Annotated in this window: 21 protein-coding genes; 12 read left to right on the top strand and 9 right to left on the bottom strand. The window is 66.3% G+C overall.

The genetic code is table 11. The annotated features are described in order from the left end of the window. Nucleotides 1-5: 5 nt before the first annotated feature. Nucleotides 6-554: a DoxX family protein gene (locus tag AC6EUH_RS00105; protein WP_056425980.1), complete on the bottom strand. Its 549-nt coding sequence runs from the start codon at nucleotides 552-554 to the stop codon at nucleotides 6-8. Between the two features lie 255 nt (nucleotides 555-809). Here AC6EUH_RS00105 and AC6EUH_RS00100 point away from each other — a divergent pair, with 255 nt between their 5' ends. Together AC6EUH_RS00100 and rsrA are read left to right on the top strand one after the other, a co-directional pair. Further along, nucleotides 810-1583: a sigma-70 family RNA polymerase sigma factor gene (locus AC6EUH_RS00100; RefSeq protein WP_056426664.1), complete on the top strand. Its 774-nt coding sequence runs from the start codon at nucleotides 810-812 to the stop codon at nucleotides 1581-1583. Next, complete coding sequence (gene rsrA / locus AC6EUH_RS00095) at nucleotides 1580-1840, top strand: mycothiol system anti-sigma-R factor (protein WP_056425983.1); 261 nt, start codon at nucleotides 1580-1582, stop codon at nucleotides 1838-1840. Before AC6EUH_RS00100 ends, rsrA begins: the two co-directional genes overlap by 4 nt. A 101-nt stretch (nucleotides 1841-1941) precedes the next feature. Here rsrA and AC6EUH_RS00090 read toward each other — a convergent pair whose 3' ends face one another. From AC6EUH_RS00090 to AC6EUH_RS00070, 5 genes are all read right to left on the bottom strand, one after another. Continuing rightward, entirely contained in the window at nucleotides 1942-2016 is a 75-nt protein-coding gene (locus tag AC6EUH_RS00090; RefSeq protein WP_369299106.1) for a 50S ribosomal protein bL37, read from the bottom strand. Nucleotides 2017-2116: 100 nt separating this feature from the next. Beyond that, entirely contained in the window at nucleotides 2117-2737 is a 621-nt protein-coding gene (locus AC6EUH_RS00085) for a PadR family transcriptional regulator (protein ID WP_056425986.1), read from the bottom strand. Further along, entirely contained in the window at nucleotides 2737-3579 is an 843-nt protein-coding gene (locus AC6EUH_RS00080; RefSeq protein WP_056425989.1) for a DUF4097 family beta strand repeat-containing protein, read from the bottom strand. Before AC6EUH_RS00080 ends, AC6EUH_RS00085 begins: the two co-directional genes overlap by 1 nt. Before the next feature lie 129 nt (nucleotides 3580-3708). Then, a complete protein-coding gene (locus tag AC6EUH_RS00075; RefSeq protein WP_082492545.1) occupies nucleotides 3709-4308 on the bottom strand; it encodes a GDSL-type esterase/lipase family protein in 600 nt (199 codons plus the stop codon). 132 nt (nucleotides 4309-4440) lie between these two features. After that, nucleotides 4441-8238 (bottom strand): multifunctional oxoglutarate decarboxylase/oxoglutarate dehydrogenase thiamine pyrophosphate-binding subunit/dihydrolipoyllysine-residue succinyltransferase subunit, encoded by a 3798-nt coding sequence (locus AC6EUH_RS00070; RefSeq protein ID WP_056425998.1) that lies wholly within the window; start codon nucleotides 8236-8238, stop codon nucleotides 4441-4443. A 336-nt stretch (nucleotides 8239-8574) separates the two neighbouring features. Between AC6EUH_RS00070 and AC6EUH_RS00065 the strand changes: the two genes are divergently transcribed. From AC6EUH_RS00065 to AC6EUH_RS00030, 8 genes are all read left to right on the top strand, one after another. Then, nucleotides 8575-10065: a GuaB1 family IMP dehydrogenase-related protein gene (locus tag AC6EUH_RS00065; RefSeq protein WP_499737470.1), complete on the top strand. Its 1491-nt coding sequence runs from the start codon at nucleotides 8575-8577 to the stop codon at nucleotides 10063-10065. A gap of 384 nt (nucleotides 10066-10449) precedes the next feature. Continuing rightward, nucleotides 10450-11787 carry a hemolysin family protein gene (locus AC6EUH_RS00060; RefSeq protein WP_056426003.1) on the top strand — a complete coding sequence of 446 codons (1338 nt, stop codon included), beginning with the start codon at nucleotides 10450-10452 and terminating at the stop codon, nucleotides 11785-11787. Then, nucleotides 11784-12848: a hemolysin family protein gene (locus tag AC6EUH_RS00055; RefSeq protein WP_056426007.1), complete on the top strand. Its 1065-nt coding sequence runs from the start codon at nucleotides 11784-11786 to the stop codon at nucleotides 12846-12848. The genes AC6EUH_RS00060 and AC6EUH_RS00055 overlap by 4 nt, the downstream gene beginning before the upstream one ends. A 109-nt stretch (nucleotides 12849-12957) precedes the next feature. Next, a complete protein-coding gene (locus AC6EUH_RS00050; protein WP_056426011.1) occupies nucleotides 12958-13923 on the top strand; it encodes a metal ABC transporter solute-binding protein, Zn/Mn family in 966 nt (321 codons plus the stop codon). A gap of 141 nt (nucleotides 13924-14064) precedes the next feature. Then, nucleotides 14065-14880, top strand: a complete 816-nt coding sequence (locus tag AC6EUH_RS00045; RefSeq protein ID WP_200912975.1) for a metal ABC transporter ATP-binding protein — start codon at nucleotides 14065-14067, stop codon at nucleotides 14878-14880. Beyond that, nucleotides 14881-15771, top strand: coding sequence for a metal ABC transporter permease (locus AC6EUH_RS00040; protein ID WP_056426017.1), 891 nt, complete (start codon nucleotides 14881-14883; stop codon nucleotides 15769-15771). Nucleotides 15772-15855: 84 nt separating this feature from the next. Beyond that, complete coding sequence (locus AC6EUH_RS00035) at nucleotides 15856-16485, top strand: TetR/AcrR family transcriptional regulator (RefSeq protein ID WP_082492546.1); 630 nt, start codon at nucleotides 15856-15858, stop codon at nucleotides 16483-16485. Then, nucleotides 16482-18107 carry an MDR family MFS transporter gene (locus AC6EUH_RS00030; protein WP_056426022.1) on the top strand — a complete coding sequence of 542 codons (1626 nt, stop codon included), beginning with the start codon at nucleotides 16482-16484 and terminating at the stop codon, nucleotides 18105-18107. The genes AC6EUH_RS00035 and AC6EUH_RS00030 overlap by 4 nt, the downstream gene beginning before the upstream one ends. Here AC6EUH_RS00030 and AC6EUH_RS00025 read toward each other — a convergent pair. Further along, nucleotides 18104-18562: a Fur family transcriptional regulator gene (locus AC6EUH_RS00025; protein WP_056426025.1), complete on the bottom strand. Its 459-nt coding sequence runs from the start codon at nucleotides 18560-18562 to the stop codon at nucleotides 18104-18106. The genes AC6EUH_RS00030 and AC6EUH_RS00025 overlap by 4 nt on opposite strands. 104 nt (nucleotides 18563-18666) lie before the next feature. On the opposite strand from AC6EUH_RS00025, the gene AC6EUH_RS00020 reads away from it, so the two are divergent. Beyond that, entirely contained in the window at nucleotides 18667-19323 is a 657-nt protein-coding gene (locus AC6EUH_RS00020) for an MBL fold metallo-hydrolase (protein WP_056426027.1), read from the top strand. Nucleotides 19324-19335: 12 nt separating this feature from the next. Here the strand turns inward: AC6EUH_RS00020 and AC6EUH_RS00015 are convergent, their stop codons facing one another. Next, nucleotides 19336-20442 (bottom strand): PLP-dependent cysteine synthase family protein, encoded by a 1107-nt coding sequence (locus AC6EUH_RS00015; protein WP_499737469.1) that lies wholly within the window; start codon nucleotides 20440-20442, stop codon nucleotides 19336-19338. Nucleotides 20443-20491: 49 nt separating this feature from the next. On the opposite strand from AC6EUH_RS00015, the gene AC6EUH_RS00010 reads away from it, so the two are divergent. Then, nucleotides 20492-21421 carry a sulfurtransferase gene (locus tag AC6EUH_RS00010; protein ID WP_499737468.1) on the top strand — a complete coding sequence of 310 codons (930 nt, stop codon included), beginning with the start codon at nucleotides 20492-20494 and terminating at the stop codon, nucleotides 21419-21421. A 107-nt stretch (nucleotides 21422-21528) separates the two neighbouring features. On the opposite strand, the gene AC6EUH_RS00005 is transcribed toward AC6EUH_RS00010, so the two are convergent. Beyond that, on the bottom strand, nucleotides 21529-22545 hold a 1017-nt coding region (locus tag AC6EUH_RS00005; protein WP_499737467.1), incomplete at its 5' end, for an HNH endonuclease.

Below are 22545 nucleotides of genomic sequence, written 5' to 3'. Positions count from 1 at the left end.
CTGTCTTAGGCTCCAGCGGTGTGGTCTACGGCTTTGCGTACGGCCTTGTCGGCCTTCTTCCACTGCTTGCCGGTGGTCTTCCGGACGTCCGCGGCGAGGTGGCTGGCGTTCTTTTTGGCATCCGCGGCGAGGTGCTCGGCGCGCCAGGCCAGGCTGGGCCGGCCGTTTGTGTCCACGGCGGCCAGGAGCACGCCGCCGGTCAGCGAGACGTTCTTGAGCAGCTGCTTGCGGCGGGCATCGCGGCCGTCCTTGGAGGTGATGTCCGCGCTGCGCCATTCAACGTAGCCGTTGAGAGCGGAGATGACGGCCAGGACGGTGGCGGCCATGCGGGCTGACTTGCCGAGCGCGAAGAGGACGCCGGCTCCCACCTGGGTTCCGCCGATAACGCGGGCCAGGACCTTCTCGTTGGTCTGGAACGGCAGGGACTCGGCGGCGCGGCGCAGCAGGGGTGACAGCTGCGTCGCGGTGTCGTCCGCATTCTTGAGCTTGTCCATGCCTGCAAGGACGAAACTGGAGGCGAGCATGGGCCGGGCGAGAAAGCGGACAAAGGACATGAATTTCCTCCTGGATGGACGAGCCGCGGAATCAATGCGGGAGAACCGGTTCTAGTCTTGCACTTTTGTGGAATATTTGCCTGCCCGAGGGGGTTGTGGAAGACAGGTCCCGGCCGCCGGTTTGCGGCCTGACGATGATCTGGAGGGCGGCTGGAGTAGGGGCCCAACGACCAACCGGACGACAGACAGAAAGGTGGAGATTTGATTCTTGTGGAGGACGCGCAGCGTGCTGCGGAACCGGTGGAGTTGTGGTCCATGGCCATGCAGGATGGCGCCGTGCCGGCAATTCCGGCCGCCCGCCGGAACGTGACAGTAGACTTGAAGGCAATGAGCACCATGGATCCGGCCGTTGCGGCCATGCACGAGGCTGCCGCCCAAGAGACGATCGTGGACGGGCAGGCACTGGACGTTGCGACTGAAACCCCGGAGGAACGCCGGGTAAGGTTCGAACGCGACGCCATGCAGTATGTCGACCAGCTGTACTCCGCGGCCATGAGGATGGCCCGGAATCCCGCCGATGCCGAGGACCTGGTCCAGGAGGCGTACACCAAGGCGTTCTCCGCATTCCATCAGTACAAGCCCGGCACCAACCTCAAAGCCTGGCTGTACCGCATCCTGACGAACACCTACATCAACCTCTACCGCAAGCGGCAACGTGAGCCGCTGCAGTCGAACTCCGACACCATCGAGGACTGGCAACTGGCCCGCGCGGAGTCGCACACGTCCTCGGGGCTGCGCTCGGCCGAGGCCGAGGCGCTGGACCACCTGCCGGATTCGGACGTCAAACGTGCGCTGCAGGCCATCCCGGAGGAATTCCGGCTGGCGGTGTACTTCGCCGACGTCGAGGGATTTGCGTACAAGGAAATATCCGACATTATGAACACCCCGATCGGGACCGTGATGTCCCGCCTGCACCGGGGCCGGAAAATGCTGCGGGACATGCTCGCCGACTACGCCGCCGAGCGCGGGTTCAAGGCTGCAGATGCCACCGCGGCGGCCGGAAGTAACAAACAGGAGAACAGGAAATGAGCGACTGCCAGGGACTGGGCGATTGCGACGACGCCCGGATGCAACGTATCTACGAGTATCTGGATGGTGCCCTTACGCACGAGGACATCTCCGAGATCAAGGACCACCTGGACGGCTGCCCCGAATGTTTTGAGCAGTACGACCTTGAGTGTGTGATCCGCGTGATGGTGAAGCGTTCCTGCACCGAGGCCGCCCCGGAGAACCTCAAGAATTCAATCCTTGACCGGATTCACTCGAGCAACCCCGTAGAGGCCTGACCCGGCGGGCTCCGCCCGTCTCCACGTTCCAGAAAACGAATGACCCCGGAAACCGTGAGGTTTCCGGGGTCATTCGCCTAAAGCCGTATTCCAAGCTTTGCTTAGGTGTTGGGGCGCTTGCCGTGGTTCGCGCCGCCACGCTTACGGTCACGACGTTTACGTGCACGCTTGCTCATAGCTGGCCTCCTTAATTTTTGGTACTCAAAAGAGCTGCCCTCAAGTCTCCCACATCAGGGCACCCGCCGCGAACCGGCCGACCGGGCGCGGGGGAGTGCATCACTCCAGGGAATTCCGGATGGAGATCCTGGCCTGGTCCAGCACCGTCTTGACCGTCTCCAGCGTTACGGGCGTGATCGGATGCCGGCCGCCGTGGCGGCGCAATTCCACCCGGATGTCGTCCCGGAACGCCTGCACCAGCATCTCCGCTTCCCGCAGCCGGCTGTCGCCCTCCTGCGAGTAGCGCTGGCCAGCCAGTGAGGCCACGGTTGATCCGGCAGCGCGGGCCGAGGAACGCGCGGCCTCGGCCGTTGCGGCAAGGTCCGCCCGGAGGCCGCGCATGTTGTCCTTGATGTCCTGCCGCAGATTGTCCGCGAGCCGCCGGACCGAGGCGGAAATGTCGTTTTCCACGCCGGCCAGCTCGTCCCGCCGGCTGTTGAGTTCCGCGAGTCCTGCCGGGGTGATGCTGTAGTAGGTCCGCCGGCCCTCGGCGTGCGTGGCCACCAGCCCTTCCTCCTCGAGCTTGCCAAGCCGCGGATAGATCGTTCCGGCGCTGGGGGAGTAGGTGCCACCGAACCGTTCGCTGAGCGCCTTGATGAGTTCGTAGCCGTGCTTGGGACCGGTCTCCAGCAGGGCGAGGAGATAGAGCCGCAGGGCCCCGTGGGCAAAGACCGGAGGCATCAGGGCCTCGTTTCGGTGTCCGTGCTCGGCTGGCCGTGGAAGACCGACGTCTTGCCCGACACGGAGTTGGTACGGACCAGCATGAGCTGGGTATCCGGCCCGGCGATGGTCTGTACGGCGCCGCCGGGCTGGTTGTACTTCGTGTGGTTGATGACGACGGCGCCGCTGGCGGACTTGGCGATGATGTCGACGCCGACGTCGTACGGCACGCGGATGGTGACGTCGCCCGAGACGGAATTGGCGCCAAAGTCCTGGGTAAAACCGTGCAGGTCGAAGCTCAGGTCACCGCTGACCGTATTGGCGCGGATGTGGCTGAACTCGCCGGAGGCCGTGACTTCGCCCGAGACGCTCTTGGCTGTCAGCACACCATGGTGGTTGCGGGCGATCACTTCGCCGCTGACAGTGCTGACGGCCAGATCCCCGGACGTGCCGTCGGCCAGGACGGAACCCGAGACCGTATTGAGCCGGGTGTGCCCGCTGATCCCGGACACCATGCCGTCCCCGCTGACCGTGCCGGCCTCGACCTCGACGCCGGCGGGCAGGGCAATGCTGATGACCACCGAGTTGCTGCTGCCGTTGTTGACGGTGTTCATCAGGTTCTTGAACCAGCCCTGCGGGCCATGCAGCTGGTGCCGGATCTCAAGGCGACCGTTGACCAGGCTGATGGCCAGCGGGTCGCCGGAGACCTCGGAGACCTCGATCCGGGCGACTGCCTCCTCATGCGTGACAATGTCGAATCGTCCCCGGACGATGCCGAGCTTGAGCGAACGGACGCCGTCGACGTCGATGGTCTGCGGACCGGTGACGGTCCAGTTGTCCTCTGCCCTGGTGTTCTCTGACATGGTTCCTCCGGGAAGGCGATACTTCAATGCGGATACTTGCGATATATCGTGACGATACAGTCACGATATATCGCCGCATTCGGAGGGTCAAGATATATCGCGAATTTCCTGGCGGAGATTCGGGAGGCTCTACTCCGGCGTGTCCATGCCGAGCCACTGGAACCAGCCGCGGTGCAGCACGAGCCACGCCATGAGGCCGTAGCCGGCCTGGCCGGGCGTCCCGCCGTTGGCGGCTAGGTCCTGGCGCCACTGCTCGTGGTTGAGCAGCGGGGAGAACGTGTCGACGTAGAGGTGCTTGCGGCGGGTTGTGACGTCGGCGAAGGCGGTATTGAGCTCGCCGAGCCTGCGGTTCTGGGCCGGGTCCAGGGAGGGCGGCGGGCCCACGACAAAGACCTCGATCTTGTTCTGCGAGGCCGAGTCGAGGATGTTCGCGAGGTTGAGCCGGCTGCGGGCGGTCGACAGCCCAAACTCGATGTCGCGGCCGGAGAGGCCGATGACCAGGCGGTTCTCATGGTGGTTGTTGAACCGGCGGCCGGCTTCCTCCAGCCAGCGGGAGGCCAGGCCTTCCGTTCCCTCCTGCGGGCAGGGGAGGGAATAGCATTCGAGCGTCAGCCCGTCCTGCGGCGTGCGTGCCAGCACCCGGCCCAGCCAGCCGAGCGCCCGGGGATCACCCAGGCCGGCCAGCAGTTCATCGCCCACGGCTGCGATCCGCAGCTTTCGATCTTCCACGACTACCTCTTCACTCCAGAGCGTCCATTGAAACCGCCCCCGGACGGTCACGCTGCCGGGGGACAATGCCGGTTAAACAAGGCTGCCCGGCCGGAGTTGCGTGTTTCAATCTCCGGCCGGGCAGCGTTGACCTTACTTACGTGCGAATGCCTGCTTGAGCAGTGCGTCCTGCTCGGCCGCGTGGCGCTTCATCGATCCTGCCGCGGTGGAAGCCGAGGCGGGGCGGGAAACGAGGCGGACCCGGCGGTCCAGCGCGTCCGGAAGGTTGAGGCCGATGAACGGCCACGGGCCCTGGTTGGCGGGCTCATCCTGCGCCCAGACCACGTCGGCGTTCGGGTACTTCGCCAGCTCCGCGGCAATCTCGGCGGCGGGCAGCGGGTACAGCTGCTCGACGCGGACGATCGCCGTGGTCTTGTCGCCGGTCTTCTGCCGGGTGGACAGCAGATCGTAGTACAGGCGGCCGGAGACCAGCAGGACACGCTCGACGGCGTCGGCCTGCAGTTCCTCGTGCTCGGGGATGACCGTCCGGAAGGTGCCGGTGGTGAAGTCCTCCACGGAGGAGGCAGCGGCCTTGAGGCGGAGCAGCTGCTTCGGGGTGAAGATGATGAGCGGCTTGCGCGGCCGGCTGTAAGCCTGGCGCCGCAGGAGGTGGAAGTGCGACGCCGACGTGGTGGGGTTGGCCACGATCATGTTTTCTTCGGCGCACATCTGCAGGAAGCGCTCGATCCGGGCGGAGGAGTGGTCCGGTCCCTGGCCCTCGTAGCCGTGCGGCAGCATCAGCACGAGCGAGGAACGCTGGCCCCACTTCTGCTCGGCCGAGGAGATGAACTCGTCGATGATGGTCTGCGCGCCGTTGACGAAGTCACCGAACTGCGCTTCCCAGAGCACCAGGGCATCGGGCCGTTCCACCGAGTAGCCGTATTCGAAGCCCATGGCCGCGTATTCCGACAGCAGGGAGTCGTAGATCCACAGCTTGGCCTGGTCATCGGAGAGGTGTGCCAGGGGCAGCCACTCGTCGCCGTTGGCGCGGTCGTGGAAGACGGCGTGACGCTGCACAAAGGTGCCGCGGCGCGAGTCCTGGCCGGCGAGCCGGACGGGAACGCCTTCCATAATGAGCGAACCGAAGGCGGCCAGTTCGCCGAAGCCCCAGTCGATGCCGCCTTCGCGGGACATGACTTCGCGCTTCTCCAGCAGCTGCTTGAGCTTGGCGTGGACCGTGAAGCCTTCGGGGATGTCGACGTGCGCCTTGCCGATGCGCGCCAGTGTCTCGGCGGAAATTGCCGTCGACGCCGGGGCGTTGATGCCGGAATCGGACTGCTGGGCCAACGGACGCTCCAGATCGGACACCGCGGCGGAATCCGCCTTGATGATCGGAATCGGGGAGGTCTGCGCCGCATGGGTCTCGGCGAAGACGCGCTCCAGGCGTTCCTGGTAGTCGCGCAGCAGCTGCTCCGCCTCTTCCTCGGTGATGTCACCGCGGCCGATCAGGGACTCGGTGTACAGCTTGCGGACCGAGCGCTTGGCCTCGATCAGGTTGTACATCAGGGGCTGGGTCATCGAGGGGTCGTCGCCCTCGTTGTGGCCGCGTCGGCGGTAGCAGACCATGTCGATGACAACGTCCTTGTGGAACCGCTGGCGGAACTCGTAGGCGAGCTGACCGATGCGGACCACGGCCTCCGGGTCATCGCCGTTCACGTGGAACACCGGCGCCTGGATCATCTTGGCGACGTCCGTGGAGTAGGTGGACGACCGTGACGAGGACGGCGCGGTGGTGAAGCCGACCTGGTTGTTGACCACGATGTGGATGGTGCCGCCGGTGCGGTATCCGCGCAGCTGGGAGAGGTTGAGCGTCTCCGCCACCACACCCTGGCCGGCGAAAGCGGCGTCGCCGTGCACCATTATCGGCAGCACGGGGAAGGCTTCGCCCTGGTCCAGGCGGTCCTGCTTGGCGCGGACGATGCCTTCGAGGACGGAGTCCACGGCTTCGAGGTGCGACGGGTTGGCAGCGAGGTAGACCTTGGTCTCCTTGCCGTTGTCCGAGGTGAACGTGCCCTCGGTGCCGAGGTGGTACTTCACGTCGCCGGAACCCTGCACGGAGCGCGGATCTTGGGTACCTTCGAATTCCCGGAAGACCTGGGCGTAGGTCTTCCCGGCAATGTTCGTGAGCACGTTAAGGCGGCCGCGGTGGGCCATGCCGATCGCGACCTCGTCGAGTTCGTCGTCGGCCGCATCGGAGATGATGGCGTCCAGCAGCGGGATGAGGGACTCACCGCCCTCGAGCGAGAAGCGCTTCTGGCCGACGAACTTGGTCTGCAGGAACGTCTCGAAGGCCTCGGCGGCGTTGAGCTTGGAGACGATGCGCAGCTGTTCGTCGCGGCTCGGCTTGGAGTACGGGTGCTCCAGCTGGTCCTGGAACCACTTGCGCTCTTCCGGATCCTGGATGTGCATGTATTCAATGCCCGTGGTGCGGCAGTAAGCGTCACGGAGCACGCCGAGGATGTCGCGGAATGCCAACATGGGCTTGCCGCCAAAGCCGCCGGTTGGCCACTCGCGGTCCAAGTCCCACAGCGTCAGGCCGTACGTCAGGACGTCGAGGTCCGGGTGCTTGCGCTGGACGTACTCGAGCGGATCGGTGTCCGCCATGAGGTGGCCGCGGACGCGGTAGGCGTGGATGAGCTGCTGGATTCGGGCGACCTTGTTGATCTCGTCCGCCGGGTCCACCTGCAGGTCAGGGCTCCACCGGACGGGCTCGTAGGGGATCCGCAGGGACTCGAAGATCTCGTCGTAGAAGTTCTGCGCGCCCAGCAGGAGCTGGTGCACGAGCTTCAGGAACTCGCCGCTGCCGGCACCCTGGATGACGCGGTGGTCATAGGTGGAGGTCAGGGTGAGGACCTTGCTGATGGCGTTGTGCGCGATGATCTTCGCGCTGGCACCCTGGAACTCGGCCGGGTAGTCCAGCGCGCCGACGCCGATGATGGCGGCCTGGCCCTTGGACAGGCGCGGCACGGAGTGCACGGTTCCGATGCCGCCGGGGTTGGTCAGCGACACCGTGGTGCCGGAGTGGTCGTCCGCGGTCAGCTTGCCGGCGCGGGCCCGCTTGATCAGGTCCTCGTAGGTGTGCCAGAACTCGGAGAAGTTGAGGGTCTCCGCCTTCTTGATGTTCGGGACCATCAGCAGGCGGGTGCCGTCGGGCTTGGGCATGTCGATGGCGATGCCGAAGTTCACGTGCGCCGGCTGGACCGCCACCGGCTTGCCGTCCACCTCGTCGTAGTAGACGTTCATCGAGGGGAACTGGGCGAGGGCGCGGATGACGGCGTAGCCGATCAGGTGCGTGAAGGAGACCTTGCCGCCACGGGCGCGGGCAAGGTTGGAGTTGATGACCACGCGGTTGTCGATCAGCAGCTTTGCGGGGATGGCGCGCACGCTGGTGGCGGTCGGAACCTCCAGGCTGGTGATCATGTTGGTGGCGATCGCCTTGGCCGGGCCGCGGAGGACGGAGACGACGTCTTCCTCGGGGGCGGTCGGGGCCTTGATGTTCTTGGGCAGCTGGGCCGGGATCGGCTGGGTGCCGGGGCCGGCTTCCGAAGTCTTGGCGCCGTCGCGGGCGACGGTGGCCGGGGCCTTCTTGACGGCGGGGGCGGGGGCCGCTGCAGCCGGGGCGGGCGCGGCCGGCTGCGCCGCTGGCTGCGCTGCTGGCTCAGCAGCCGGAGCTACAACGGGAAGTTCGCGGGTGGCGGGGTGCGCAACAGCCGCTGCGCCCGAGGCTCCGTTGGTGGAGGAACTGTCACCGGCGTCGAAGGATTCGAACAAAGGCCACCACTTGGCATCCACCGTGTTCTTGTCCTGCTGATAACGCTCGTACAGTTCGTCAACGAGCCACTCGTTTCCGCCAAATTCCTCTGGTAGACGGTGGCTAGGCTGCTCTGGCACTTGAATTACGCCTCTTCCATGAGTTTGATTCCCACTGGCTTCACGGTGCCTCAGCACAACAGTTGAACCAGTCTCCGCGTCCAGTGAACCCAGACCCATGCCAGTCTAGTGACGATTCTTGCCAAACCGCCAATAAGGGTGACTCAAATCATCAAGTCGGCTCAAAGCACCCGCGCGGCACGTCATCCGGGCCCCGGAGGGCAGCCGCCGGAGGGCCCGCAAGACCCGCCGTCACCGCGCCGGGCGGGTGCCGCGGCCGTTCGACGGCTCGCTAGAATCACCCTGAGAACCCGATGAGTACCGGAATGCTTATTTTGCTTACTTTAAGGAGCAGCCGTGCGTTTCCTGACCGACCCCACCACCGACCTGACCTATTCGGACCTCTTCCTGGTTCCGTCCCGTTCCGACGTCACGTCCCGGCTGGACGTGGACCTGGCCGCGGACGACGGGACCGGCTCCGCGATCCCCTTGGTCGCCGCCAACATGACGGCGGTGACCGGCAAACGCATGGCCGAGACGATGGCCCGGCGCGGCGGGCTGGCGGTGCTGCCGCAGGACGTGCCGCTGGACGTGATCCGCGACGTGACGGCCTGGATCAAGACCCGCCACCCCGTCCTGGAGACGCCGGTGACGCTGTCGCCCACCAGCACGGTCATTGACGCCCTGCACCTGATGGGCAAACGTCCGCACGGGGCCATCATGGTGGTTGACGACTCGGGTGCCGTCGCCGGCATCATCCGGGCGTCCGACTGCGAGGGCCAGGACCGTTTCGCCTCGCTGGCGTCCGTCATGCGCCACCAGCCCCTGGTGCTGGATGCGGCATCGCTGGACGGGGCCCTGCCGGACGGCACACCCGACGGCGCGCCCGACGGCGGGTCCGGGGCCGGCCTGCGCCGCGCGTTCGACGCGATGGACGCTGCCGGAACGGACTTTGCGCCCGTGCAGCGGGACGGTGTCCTGGCCGGCGTCCTCACACGCAAGGGCGCCCTGCGCTCCACGCTGTACCGGCCTTCGCTGGACGCTGACGGCAAGCTCAAGGTGGCGGCCGCCGTCGGGATCAACGGCGATGTCGCCGGGCGGGCCACGGAACTCCTCGCCGCCGGGGTCAACGTCCTGGTCCTCGACACCGCTCACGGCCACCAGCAGAAAATGTTTGAGGCCCTCGCGGCCGTCAAGGGCCTCAACCCCGGCGTCCCCGTGGTGGCAGGCAACGTGGTCACCGCGGATGCGACCCGCGAACTCATCCAGGCCGGGGCGGACATCGTCAAGGTCGGTGTTGGCCCCGGCGCCATGTGCACCACCCGCATGATGACCGCCGTGGGCCGGCCGCAGTTCTCCGCCGTGCTCGAGTGCTCGGCCGCGGCGCGGGCGGCCGGGGGCCGGGTCTGGGCCGACGGCGGTGTCCGCTACCCGCGCGACGTTGCCCTGGCGCTGGCGGCCGGGGCAAGCCAGGTGATGATCGGCTCCTGGTTCGCCGGCACGCACGAAAGCCCGGGGGACCTGCAGCAGGATGCTGGCGGGCGGCAGTACAAGGAAAGCTTCGGCATGGCATCCGCCCGGGCCGTGCAGAACCGCAACCAGCGCGAGGGCGCCTTCGAAAAGGACCGCAAGGCCCTCTTCGAGGAAGGCATCTCCACGTCCCGGATGTTCATCGATCCGGTGCGGCCCGGCGTCGAGGACCTGCTGGACATGATCACGGCCGGGCTCCGCAGTTCCATGAGCTACGCCGGCGCCGCAGACCTTGCGCAGTTCCGGGAACGCGCCGTGGCGGGGATCCAGTCCGCGGCCGGTTACGAGGAAGGCCGCCCGGTCCCGCAAAGCTGGTGAGGGGCTGCCGGCAGACGGGGCCGCAGCCGGCCGCCGTCGGACGCCGCGCTTGTAGTGACACGACGGCGGCCGTGCCCGGCGCTCCTGTAGACTGACATTCTTATGGACAGGAAATCTAGGTGCCGGCCTGGGGGCTGTCAGCGGGGAACGGAAACCCTTCCCGCGCAGTCCACCCGAAGAGCCGGCAAACCCCGTTCACGCGCCCATCACTCTCCGGCGGCACACCGGCCCCTTATTTTCCAGGAAAGCCGTGCCTCCCAGGAAGCCAGTGCCTACAAAGATCAAGGGTCGGCCCCGGCCGACCACCCTCCGCCAGGCACTTTCCAGAAGAAGAGCATCTTCCCCAAGCAGCCACTCCTGGCAGCTCCGAAAGCGGGCCGCTAAATGGAGTGGCTCCTTCTCGGTGCAGGCCTGCTGCTCATCCTCGGAACCGGCTTCTTCGTAGCCGTTGAATTCTCGCTGGTTGCCCTTGACCAGGCGACGGTCCAGCGGGCCGTTGATGACGGCGACAGTGCCGCCGTCCCCCTGCTCAAATGCCTCAAGTCCCTGTCCACGCAGCTCTCCAGCTGCCAACTGGGCATCACCATCACAACCCTGCTCACCGGCTACGTCATGGAACCGTCGGTCGGCGCGCTGCTCGAAGGCCCGCTGGCCGCCCTGGGGCTGCCTGAAGCCGCTATTTCCTCGGTGTCGCTGATCCTTGCGATGGCGTTCGCGACTCTCCTGTCCATGCTGATCGGCGAGCTGGTGCCGAAGAACATGGCCATTGCGCTGTCCTTCCAGGTCGGCAAGGCTTTGGCCCGCCCGCAGCTGATCTTCACGGCCATCTTCAAACCCGCCATCGTGGTGCTCAACGGCTTCTCCAACAAGGTGCTCAACATCTTCGGCCTCGAGGCCAAGGAAGAGATTTCGGGGGCGCGGACTCCGGCCGAGCTGGCGTCCCTCGTGCGCCGTTCGGCGGCGATGGGGACCCTCGACGCCGGCACCGCCAACTTCATCGCCCGGACGCTCAAGTTCTCGGGCCGGACAGCAGCGGATGTCATGACGCCCCGCATCCGGGTTGAGACCATCGACGGCGACCAACCGGTGTCCGACATTGTGGAGGCCGCACGCCGCACCGGCTATTCGCGGTTCCCGGTGATCGGGGAATCCTCGGACGATATCCGCGGCGTGGTGCACATCAAGAAGGCCATCGCGGTTCCATCGGACCGGCGCGCCAAGCTGGAAGCCGGTGCCATCATGACCGATGTGCTCCGGGTCCCCGAAACCATCCACCTCGACGCCCTGCTGGCGGAATTGCGCGAAGGAAACCTGCAGCTGGCCGTGGTCCTGGACGAGTACGGCGGAACCGCCGGCATCGCCACCCTGGAGGACCTGGTCGAGGAAATCGTTGGCGAAGTGGCCGATGAACACGACAAGGTCCGGCCCGGCCTGCTGCAGAGCGCTTCCGGCGACTGGTATTTCCCGGGCCTGCTCCGCCCGGACGAACTCTCCGAACAGATCCCGGGCCTGACCGTGCCCGACGAGTCTGCCTACGAAACGGTGGGAGGCTACGTCATGAGCAAGTTGGGCCGGATCGCCGCGGTGGGGGACACCGTGGACGTCCATGGCGGCACCCTGGCCGTCACCCGGATGGACGGGCGCAGGATCGACCGGATCTGCTTCAAACCCGTTCGGGTACACCACGATGAGCGCTCCAACGGCCAGGTCGGTGCCGCATGAGTGACTGGGCAGGAATCCTCTGGCTTGTTGTCCTGCTGCTGGGCAACGCCTTCTTCGTTGGCGCCGAGTTTGCGGTCATGTCCGCTCGCCGGAGCCAGATCGAGCCTCTCGCCGAGGCAGGCTCCAAGCGCGCGCAAACCACCCTGCGGGCGATGGAAAACGTTTCCCTCATGCTGGCCTGCGCCCAGTTGGGCATTACCGTTTGTTCGCTGCTGATCCTGCAGGTCGCGGAACCGGCCATCCACCACCTGATGGTGGTGCCGCTGGAGGCAGTCGGCGTTCCGGCCGAGGTCGCGGACGTTGCGGCGTTCGCCGTGGCCCTGTTGCTGGTCACGTTCCTGCACGTCACGATCGGCGAGATGGTGCCGAAGAACATTTCGGTCTCCGTGGCGGACAAGGCAGCACTGCTGCTGGCCCCGCCGCTGATGTTCATCGCCCGGCTGGTGAAGCCGGTGATTGTGGCGCTCAACTGGTCCGCGAACCACATCCTGAAACTGATGCGGATCGAGCCCAAGGATGAAGTCACCTCCTCCTTCACGCTCGAAGAAGTCCAGTCGATCGTGCAGGAATCCACCCGCCACGGGCTGGTGGACGACGACGCCGGACTCATTACCGGTGCGCTGGAGTTCTCCGAACACACGGCGTCGCGCGTGATGGTGCCGTTGGACAAGCTGGTGATGATGAAGTCAGCCACCACACCGGTGGAATTTGAAAAGGCCGTGAGCCGGACCGGGTTCTCGCGCTTCCCGATGCTGGACGATGACGGAATGCTCTCCGGCTACCTCCACATCAAGGATGTGCTCTCCATTCCGGATGCGGCGTACCACCAGCCGATCGCCGAGAGCCACATCCGGTCCCTGGCGAACCTGTCCATGGACGACGAAATCGAGAAGGCCATGTCCGTGATGCAGCGGACCGGATCGCACCTGGCCCGCGTGATCGGCCCGGACGGCAACACCCAGGGCGTGCTGTTCCTCGAGGATGTCATCGAGGAGCTCGTCGGCGAGATCAGGGACGCCACGCAGGCCACCGGTTACCGCAGGCTCGGGCAGGACCAGTAGCAGCGTTCAGGCTCGGAGGTAGCCCTAAATAGGAATCATTCCTATTTAGGGCTACACTCAAAGCTGTTGCTATTGCTCCTGATTCTCAATAACAGATCCGAGGTTTCCCGTGCGTCGTCCTGCTGCCCATGCCATCGTTGCCGCTTTTGCCGGCCTGAGCGTGCTCCTGACGGCCTGCGGTCCGACGTCGGAGAACCCCGGGGGAAGCGCCGACGACGGCATTGTCGACGTCGTCGCCTCCACCAGTGTTTACGGGGACATCGTCGGCACCATCGGCGGCGACAAGGTGCGTGTCAGCTCCATCATCAATCGGACCAGCCAGGACCCGCACTCCTACGAGGCGACCACCCAGGACAAGCTGGCGGTGTCCAAGGCAGAGCTGCTGGTGGAAAACGGCGGCGGCTATGACGATTTCATCCACAAGCTGGCCGAAGACACGGGGCTCGACGAGGGCAGCGTCCTGAACGCCGTGGAAGTTTCCGGGCTGGCCCCGGCAGAAACTCCCGGCGCATCCGCCGGAGCTGACGGCCACGGCCACGGCCACGAACATGCGGGATTCAACGAGCACGTCTGGTACAGCCTGCCGGCCATGGCCCGGCTGGCTGACGCCGTCGCGGCCAAGCTGGGCGAGCTTGAACCCTCCTCCGCCGGGACGTTCCGCAGCAATGCCGAGGCCTTCAAGGAGTCGCTCGGCGGCCTCGAAGCAAAGCTGGCGGGCATCAAGGCCTCGGCCGGCGCGGCGCCTGTCGCCGTGACGGAACCGGTGCCGCTCTACCTGCTCGAGGCCGCCGGCCTGGACAACCAGACCCCGGATGAGTACACCGCGGCGATCGAAGAAGACACCGACGTTCCGCCGGCAGTCCTGCAGGCGACCACCGACCTTATGAAGTCGGGCCGGATCAGGCTCCTTGCCTACAACCAGCAGACCGAAGGCCCGCAAACGGTCGACGTCAAGGATGCGGCAACTGCTGCCGGCGTCCCGGTGGTGAATTTCAGCGAGACCCTGCCGGAGGGTAAGACCTACCTGCAGTGGATGACCGGGAATGTCGACAACATTGGCAAGGCACTGGCCTAAGATTAGCGGGACAGTGTGGGCCGACCGCCCCGCGAGGTAGACCCGTCGGACGGACCAGCGCAAACCAGCCAGACACTCCAGCCGGACACCCCAGGCGCAGCGCGCGAGCCGCGGTTTGCGCAGAATTCGAGGAAACCCAAGTTGACACCCGTAGTGAGCCTCCGTGGAGCCTCCCTGGCGTTCGGCAAGCGCACTCTGTGGGAGGGCCTTGATCTGGACATCAATGCGGGTGAATTTTTCGCTGTCCTTGGCCCCAACGGCAGCGGCAAAACAACCTTCCTCAAGGTTCTGCTGGGCCTGCAGGAGCTGAGTTCCGGTTCAGCCACGCTTGCCGGCCGGCCCGTGGAGCGGGGCAGCCGGGGGATCGGCTATGTCCCGCAGCAGAAGTCCTTCGACCCTGACACGCCGCTGCGCGCCCGCGACCTCGTGGGCCTCGGCGTCGACGGCCACCGCTGGGGCGTGCGGCTGGGCGGCGCGAAAGTTAACCGCAGAATCGATGAACTGCTCGAGCTCGTAGGAGCCGCCGAATACGCAAAGGTTCCCGTGGGCCAGCTCTCCGGCGGGGAGCAACAGCGGTTGCGGGTGGCCCAGGCTCTGGCTGCCGACCCCAAGGTGCTGCTCTGCGACGAACCCCTGCTGTCCCTCGACCTGCAGCACCAGCAGGCGGTCAGTGCCCTGATCAACAAGCAGTGCCACGACCGGGACAGCGCCGTGGTCTTCGTCACGCACGAGATCAACCCGATCATGGACTATGTTGACCGGGTCCTGTACTTGGCCGGCGGACGGTTCCGGGTGGGGCCTCCGGAGGAGGTCATGACCACTGAGGTGCTGTCCGACCTCTATGGCAGCCACGTCGAAGTGATCAACGCCAACGGGCGCCTGATCGTCGTCGGGCTCCCCGACGCCACGACTCATCACCACGAGGACGCCCACGCAGTGGCGGGGGAGATGGGCTAGATGGACCTGGACAACCTGCTCAACTCAATCTTCAATTTCGAAAACTACGGCGAACTCCTCGTGCTGGTCCAGAACTCCCTCTGGGCGGGCGCGGTGCTGGGCCTGCTCGGCGGGCTGATAGGAACATTCGTGATGAAGCGTGACCTGGCCTTCGCCGTGCACGGGATCTCTGAACTTTCATTCGCCGGTGCGGCCTTCGCCCTGCTGATCGGGGCGGACATTGTCCTGGGCTCGCTGGCAGGGTCCGTCGTGGCGGCGCTGCTGCTGGGCCTGCTGGGCGTCCGTGCCCGGGACAAGAACTCGATCATCGGCGTCATCATGCCGTTCGGCCTGGGCCTGGGCATCCTGTTCCTGTCGCTGTACGAGGGGCGGGCTGCCAACAAGTTTGGCCTGCTCACCGGGCAGATCGTCTCGGTCGGCACCGTCCAGCTGCAGGTGCTGGCGGTGGCCGCCGTCGTTGTGATGATCGCCCTGGTGGCGATCTGGCGTCCGCTGACCTTTGCCAGCGTGGACCCCGACGTGGCGTCGGCCCGCGGCGTGCCCGTGCGGGCCTTGGCCATCGGGTTCATGCTGCTGCTCGGCGTCAGCGTGGCGCTCTCCATCCAGATTGTCGGCGCCCTGCTGGTGCTGGCGCTGCTGATCACTCCCGCTGCGGCCGCCATGCGGGTGACGTCGTCGCCGCGGCTGGTGGTGATCCTGAGCGTCGTGTTCGCCGTGACGGCGACGGTGGGCGGTATCCTGCTGGCCCTCGGCGGCCGGATCCCGATCAGTCCGTACGTGACCACACTGTCCTTCCTTATCTATGTCGTGTGCCGGGTGATCGGCGGCGTACGTGCCCGGCGCGGGTTGAACGGCCGGGTGCTGAGTGATTCGGCGGTGCCGGCGGCCTAAGACGCCGCAGCCCGGGAACCCAAAGTGTGCATCACTGCAAGTATGCATTTGTGCAATCGTTGCACTCGTGCAATTATTTAGCCCATGATTGAAGACGTGTCGATGCCCCTGCGTGCGCGCAAAAAGGCTGAGACCTGGATGGCCCTCCACGAGGCGGCCGCGTCGCTTGCCCTGCAACACGGTGTCGAACAGACCACGGTAGAGGCCATCGCGGCCAGTGCCGGTGTGTCCCCGCGAACGTTCTTCAACTATTTCCAGGCGAAGGAAGACGCCATCCTTGGCCTGCGTGAGCCCGTACTGGAAGCCTCGCTGCTCGCCGAAATCTCCGTCACCGCCGATGACCTGGTGGGCCAGGTGTCGCGTCTGCTGATGACCGTTGCCTGGACGGCAATCGGAGGCACAGACCGCGCGCGGCGCCGCCAGCTGATTGCCCGGTATCCCCATCTGGGCCGCCGGCATATGGACTACATGGTGAAAGCCGAGACGCTTGTCTGCCAGGGGCTCGCCGGCCTGTTGGCGGAGGATTCCGACTGGGCGGACGGCGTCGAAGGCTTCGGCCCCGGGGAGTCCGCACGCATGGTGGTCATGATCGCCGGCGTCCCCATCCGCTTCAAACTCACTTCCGCCGATTTCGACCCCGTCGAGGGGATCTCCGCGGAAACGCTCCAACCGTCGTTGGCCCTACTTCACCATTTACTAAGGAAACTCTCATGACCATGCAAGCTGTCCCCGTCACGGGACCGGCCGGGGAAAAGCAGCACATGGTGCTGATGTTCGTGGGCCTGATGCTCTCGATGCTTCTGGCGGCACTGAACCAGACCGTGCTCAGTACGGCACTGCCCACCATCGTGGGAGAACTCCATGGCGTCAGCGACATGCTGTGGGTCATCACCGCCTTTATTCTCGCGTCCACCATCACCATGCCCATCTACGGCAAACTCGGCGACCTCATGGGACGCAAAGCCCTGCTGATCGCCGCGATCATCCTGTTCATGATCGGTTCCGTCATCGGCGGCATGGCCAACGACATGGGTGTGCTCATCACCGCCCGCGTGGTCCAGGGCCTCGGCGGCGGCGGTCTGATGATCCTCTCCCAGGCCGTCATCGCGGACGTCGTGCCGCCCCGCGAACGCGGTAAATACATGGGGATGATGGGTGGCGTCTTCGCCATCGCCTCGGTCGCCGGCCCGCTGCTGGGCGGTTGGTTCACTGAAGGTCCCGGCTGGCGCTGGGTGTTCTGGATCAATATCCCCCTCGGCCTGCTGGCCCTGGCCGGAGCCGTCTTCTTCCTGAAGCTGCCCAAGCACCGCGGCAAACCGCGCCTGGACCTCGGCGGCATGGTGCTGCTCGCGATCGCAACGACCTGCCTCGTGCTGTTCGCGACCTGGGGTGGCGGCAAGTACGAATGGAATGATCCGATCATCCTGGGCCTCATCGCCGGCACGATTGCCAGTGCGGTTGCCTTCGTCCTGGTGGAGCGGCGCACAGCCGAGCCGATCATTCCGCTGCACCTGTTCAAGGACCTCAACTTCAACCTCTCGACCATTGCCGGGCTGCTGATCGGCGTGGCCATGTTCGGCGCGATCGGCTACCTGCCCACTTATCTGCAGATGGCCTTCAGCGTCAACGCCACCGAATCGGGGCTGCTGATGATCCCGATGATGGGCGCCCTGCTGGTCGCCTCCGTCGTGTCCGGGCAGCTGGTCAGCCGCACAGGCCGCTACAAGTGGATGCCAATTGCCGGCGGCGTCCTGGTCGCGATCGCCTTGGTGCTGCTCTCCACCCTCAAGCCGGAAGCGCCGCTCTGGGAAATTTGCGCCTACTTGGCCGTGATGGGGCTGGGGCTGGGCCTGAGTATGCAGATCATGGTGCTGATCGTGCAGAACTCCTTCCCACTGCGCGAAGTCGGGACCGCAACGGCGTCGAACAACTTCTTCCGGCAGATCGGGGCCACCCTGGGCTCCGCGGTGGTGGGTAGCCTCTTTGCGAGCCGGTTGGCCGAGCTGCTCGCCGAGCGCCTGCCGGCCGCGGCAACCGGGGGAGGCGCTCCGGGCGGATCGAACTCACTGACTCCGGCAGTGGTCAGCCAGCTGCCGGCGCCAATCAAGGACGCCATCATCTCCTCCTACAACGACGCGCTGACGCCCATCTTCGTCTGGATGGTGCCGCTTGCGCTGGCGGCCGCGGTGCTGATGTGCTTCGTCAAGCAGAAGCCGCTGGCCACCGCCATCGAGCACGATGTTCTGTCCGAATCCATTGCGGAGGGCAACATCCTGATTACGGCCGACGACGCCGACGACGAGGCTCTCGTGTCGGCCCCGGGGTCCAAGAGCTAGGCGGTATTCCGGGCCGTGCACTCCGGGCACAGCCCGAATATCTCGACGGTGTGCTCCACTGCGGTGAAGCCGTGCTCGGTTGCCGTTCGCGCGGCCCAGGACTCCACCGCGGGTGCCTCGACTTCGACGGCCTTGCCGCAGCTGCGGCACAGCAAATGGTGATGATGGCCGGTGACGGCGCAGCGGCGGTACACGGCCTCGCCGTCGGTATTCCGGAGGACGTCCACCAGGCCGTCATCAGCGAGGGACTGCAGAATCCGGTAGGAGGTGGCGAGGGACACCGACGTGCCGCGCTCCTGCAGGATGCGGTGCAGCTCCTGGGTGCTGACGAAGTCGGTCAGCTCGTCCAGGACCGCGCTGACCGCAACGCGCTGCTTGGTGACACGCTGTTCTTTGGCCGCGGCGGGAGGCGCCGCCGTTGTCCGGCTGCCGTTGGCTGTGGCGCCCTGGGACATCGTGGAACTCGCTTCAGTGGTGGGCTTGATAAGGGGTTGTGGCAAGGTCCCAGATTACCAGCCGGCACGTGGACAGCGCTTTGCTAGAACCCTAGGCTGGCCGGATGATGCTGACCAAATTCACGCATGCCTGTGTCCGACTGGAGAAGGACGGCAAGGCGCTGGTGTTCGATCCGGGGAACTTCTCGGAGACGGACCTGGCCCTCGCCGGCGCCGATGCCGTGCTGATCACGCATGAGCATCCCGACCACATCGACGCCGACGCCGTCACCGCCGCCCTGTTGGCCGATGATGCGCTGCAGCTCTTTGCCCCGGCCGGGGTCGCGGCGCAACTGCGGGAGAAAGCACCCGACGCCGGTCACCGGGTCCATGCGGTGGCCCCGGGCGAGGACTTCGAGGCGGCCGGATTCTCCATCCGGACTTTTGGCGGACAGCACGCGGTGATCCATCCGCAGATCCCGGTGGTGGCCAATATCGGCTATTTCGTCGACGCCAACGTCTACCACCCCGGCGATTCCTTCACAGTTCCCGACGGCGTGACCGTGCGGACGCTGCTGGTGCCGATCCACGCACCTTGGAACAAGGTGGGGGAGGTAGTGGACTTCGTGATCGGTGTCCGCGCCCCCAAGGCCTTCCCGATCCACGACGCCCTGCTCAATGAGAACGGGCGCGGCCTGGTGGAAGGGCATGTGACCCGGTTCGGCGCCAGGTACGGGACCGAATACCGGCACCTGTCCAGCGGAGACACCGTGGAGGTATAGGAGCGCACCCGGTTAGGCGGGCCATGTCCCGCTGGCGAAGAAATCCCGGATGGTCGCTTCATGCGGTTCGGGATCCAGGCCCTGGGACCGCAGCCAGTCCGGGTTGTAGTAGTTGCCGGCGTAGCGGTCACCGCCGTCGCACATCAGCGATACCACGCTGCCGCGGCGGCCCTCGGCGATCATCCCGGCGATGAGCTGCCAGACGCCCCACAGGTTGGTGCCGGTAGAGGGGCCGGCGTGCAGGCCGGCGTAGTCCTTGAGATGGCGCATGGCCGCTACCGAGGCAGCGTCCGGGACCGGGACCATATGGTCAATGACGGCCGGGACAAAGCTGGGTTCCAGCCGCGCCCGGCCGATACCCTCGATCCGCGAGGGCATGCCGCTGGCACCCGGGGCCGCGTGAGTTGTGGCTCCCGTCCGGCGGCTCTCCAGCCAGCCGGGGTAGAACGCGGAGTTCTCCGGATCCACCACTGCGAGCTCCGTGTTGTGGCGGTGGTACCGGAGGTAGCGGCCGATGGTGGCACTGGTGCCGCCGGTGCCGGCGCCCACGACGATCCAGCGCGGAATCGGGTGCTCCTCAAGGGCAAGCTGTCCGAAAATCGATTCGGCGATGTTGTTGTTGCCGCGCCAGTCCGTAGCCCGCTCGGCATAGGTGAACTGGTCCATGTAGTGGCCGTTGGTGCGCCGGGCGAGGTCTCCGGCGGCCTCATAGACCTCTGAAGCGTGGTCCACGAGCAGGCACGAGCCGCCGAACTGCTCGATCAGGGCGATCTTCTCCCGGCTGGTGCTCCGGGCCATCACCGCAATGAACGGCAGCCCGAGCAATTGGGCGAAATAGGCTTCCGACACGGCCGTGCTGCCGCTGGATGCCTCCACGATGGTGGTGCCTTCCGAGATCCAGCCGTTGACCAGCCCAAAAAGGAACAGGGAGCGGGCCAGCCGGTGCTTCAGGCTGCCAGTCCGGTGCGTGGACTCGTCCTTGAGGTACAGCTGGACGCCCCAGTGTTCCGGAAGGGGGACGGAGTACAAATGCGTGTCCGCGGACCGGTTGTTCTCGGCGTTGATTCTCCGGATGGCCTCGTCGGCCCAGGCCCTGTCCTGCTGTCGTTCTCTGATCACCGCACCAGCCTACCGGCGGGGGCAGGTTCCGCATCGATAGAGTGGGCGGATGAAGACCCTCATGGACGTTGTCACCTTGAAGGACCGGCTGGACGCCGCCGGCACGGCTGGCCCACGGACGGTGTTGCTCGATGTGCGTTGGGCGCTCGGGGACCCGCACGGCCGGGAGCACTACCTCGCGGAGCACCTCCCCGGCGCCGTCTTCGTGGACCTCGCCACTGAACTCGCCGGCCCGGCGGACCCCAGCCGCGGCCGCCACCCGCTCCCTACCCTGGAACAGTTCCAGGCGTCAGCGCGTGCCTGGGGCATTCGCGGCGGAGACGTCGTGGTGGCCTATGACGACAGTGGCAATCTAGCCGCCGCGAGACTCTGGTGGATGCTGCGGAATGCGGGTTTTCCGGATGTCTACCTGCTCGACGGCGGTCTGGCCGCCTGGCGCGACGCGGGCTTCAAAGTCGAAAGCGGCGAGCGGCAGGCGGAACCTGGCGACGTTGAGTTGACTGACGACGCCCTGACGGGAGGAGCCCTGACGGGAGGCGCCCTGCCCGTGATCGACGCCGGACAGGCTGCCGCGTGGGGCCGGCGCGGGCTGTTGCTGGACGCCCGGGCGGGGGAGCGCTACCGCGGCGAGTTCGAACCAGTGGACCCGCGGGCGGGCCACATCCCGGGGGCCGTGAGCGCCCCGACGACGGCGAACGTTGGTGTGGACGGCAGGTTCCTCTCACCGGAGGCGTTGCGCGAACGCTTTACGAGTCTCGGAGTGCGCGCCGATGTCCCCACCGCCGTCTACTGCGGATCCGGCGTCACGGCGGCCCACGAAATTGCGGCCCTGGAAATCGCCGGATTCCCTGCCGCTCTCTATCCCGGGTCGTTCTCCGAGTGGTCTAATAACGACGCCAACGAAGTCGTGACCGGGGCTGCGCCGTATCCGGACGGGGCAGGAGCCGCAACTGATCCGGATGAGGCCGCTGCACCATAGAGGCGCCGCCCGTTCTTCGGAAGGTCCTGTGAACCGCCCACCCCGATTGGTAGGACGCTTCGTGTGATCCAAGGCCTTCGGACGCAGCCTCCGGAATGACGGCTCGCTCATGCGGCCGGAAACTCTGCCAGTCGTGCGCGTTTGAGGGTTTTGGCGTGGTGTCTAAGTTTGCGGCGGTGGTGGTTGGTGTCGGTGGCCGCGGCTGTGTTTGGCAGCGGTGGCGAGCCGGTCAGTTGGGTGCCGGGCAGTGGTGGGGCAGTGGAGTGGTAGGTGTGGCCGGTGGGGGTGGTGGTTTCGAGGGTGTGTCTGGGGCCGGGCCGGGATTTGGTGGTCCAGCCGGGGGTTTCTTTGGTGTGGTTGCAGGCTTCGCAGAGTCCGGCGCCGTTGGTGCCGGTGGTGTGGCCGCCGTTGTGCCAGGGGTTGATGTGGTCCAGGTGCCGGATAGGGGCGTCGCAGTAGGGGGTGCGGCAGGTGGCGTCGCGGACGGTCACGAAACGGCGCAACCCCGGCGGGAAGATACGGGCGCGGGAGTCCATCGCGACCAGGTCCCCGGTGCCGGGGGCGGTGTAGAGCCGCCGGAGCCAGATGCGCAGGTCCTCGTGCGGGTCGGTATCGGGGCCTGTTTCCGTTCCCGGTTCCTTTCCCGCATCCGTTGTCAGGGGGCCTGTGCCGGCTGCCTTTCCCCCGCTTTTGAGCAGTTGCCGGGCCCAACCGGCGGGAACAATGCCGTAGCCGGGCAGCCTGGCGGGTTCGCTGTGGCCTTGGAGGAGGGTGTGGTCGGTCAGAACGAGCTGGATTTCGATGCCGGTGATCCCGCCGGGGGTGCCGGTGATGCGTTCGACCAGGGCGTCGGCTTTGAGCTGCCCGAGGGTCCTCGGGTCTCCGGCGGCGCGGGCGGTGTCGGCGTGACGGGTGAGGGCGGCCTGCACGGCGACGCCGGCGGAGACGGGGAGCAGGGCGGTGAAGTAGCACATGGTGTCCGGGGCCGGGCGGAGACTGACGTGCCGGTCGGTGGCGGCGTGGCTGGCCCGCTGCGTGACGGTTCGCGGGTCCCGGCGGTAGGCCGCGGCCCGGGCCGCGGCGATGATGCGCCGGTCCCCGGCGCCGTCGAACGTCCCGGTGTC

The organism is Arthrobacter sp. 001422645, assembly GCF_059816125.1.
The sequence above is the reverse complement of the archived record's forward strand: the minus strand, read 5'-3'. Positions and strand labels throughout refer to the sequence as shown.